The sequence below is a fragment of the Cellulomonas sp. GbtcB1 genome (assembly GCF_019091725.1).
In the GTDB taxonomy this organism is placed as follows: Bacteria; Actinomycetota; Actinomycetes; order Actinomycetales; family Cellulomonadaceae; genus Cellulomonas.
Genome location: NZ_JAGXJG010000311.1, coordinates 1 through 261 on the forward strand (window position 1 = coordinate 1; position 261 = coordinate 261).

1 protein-coding gene is annotated in these 261 nt (G+C 78.9%); it reads left to right on the plus strand.

The features are described 5' to 3' along the window. Window positions 1–88: 88 nt before the first annotated feature. Window positions 89–261, plus strand: a 173-nt coding sequence (locus tag KVT14_RS23660; protein WP_217617311.1) for a maleylpyruvate isomerase N-terminal domain-containing protein, incomplete at its 3' end; no start/stop codon positions are given.

Sequence of the window (261 nt, forward strand, 5' to 3'; positions counted from 1 at the left end):
ATCCGGCCCACTCGGGTGACAGCATCGTGCGGGGCGAGCTCGACCTCCCCGCCTGACCGGCGGGGCCCACCGAGGACGCGGAGCGCACATGGCCCCCTGGGAACCCGAGCGGTACTGGTCGGCCATCCGGGAGGAGCGGGCGCGGTTCGCCGCGGAGCTGGCCGCCCTGCCCCCCGGGGCGTGGTCGGCGCCGACACTGCGCCGCGGCTGGTCCGTCGGGGGCGTCGTCACGCACCTGACCGCCGGGGCGGGCACGGGGCG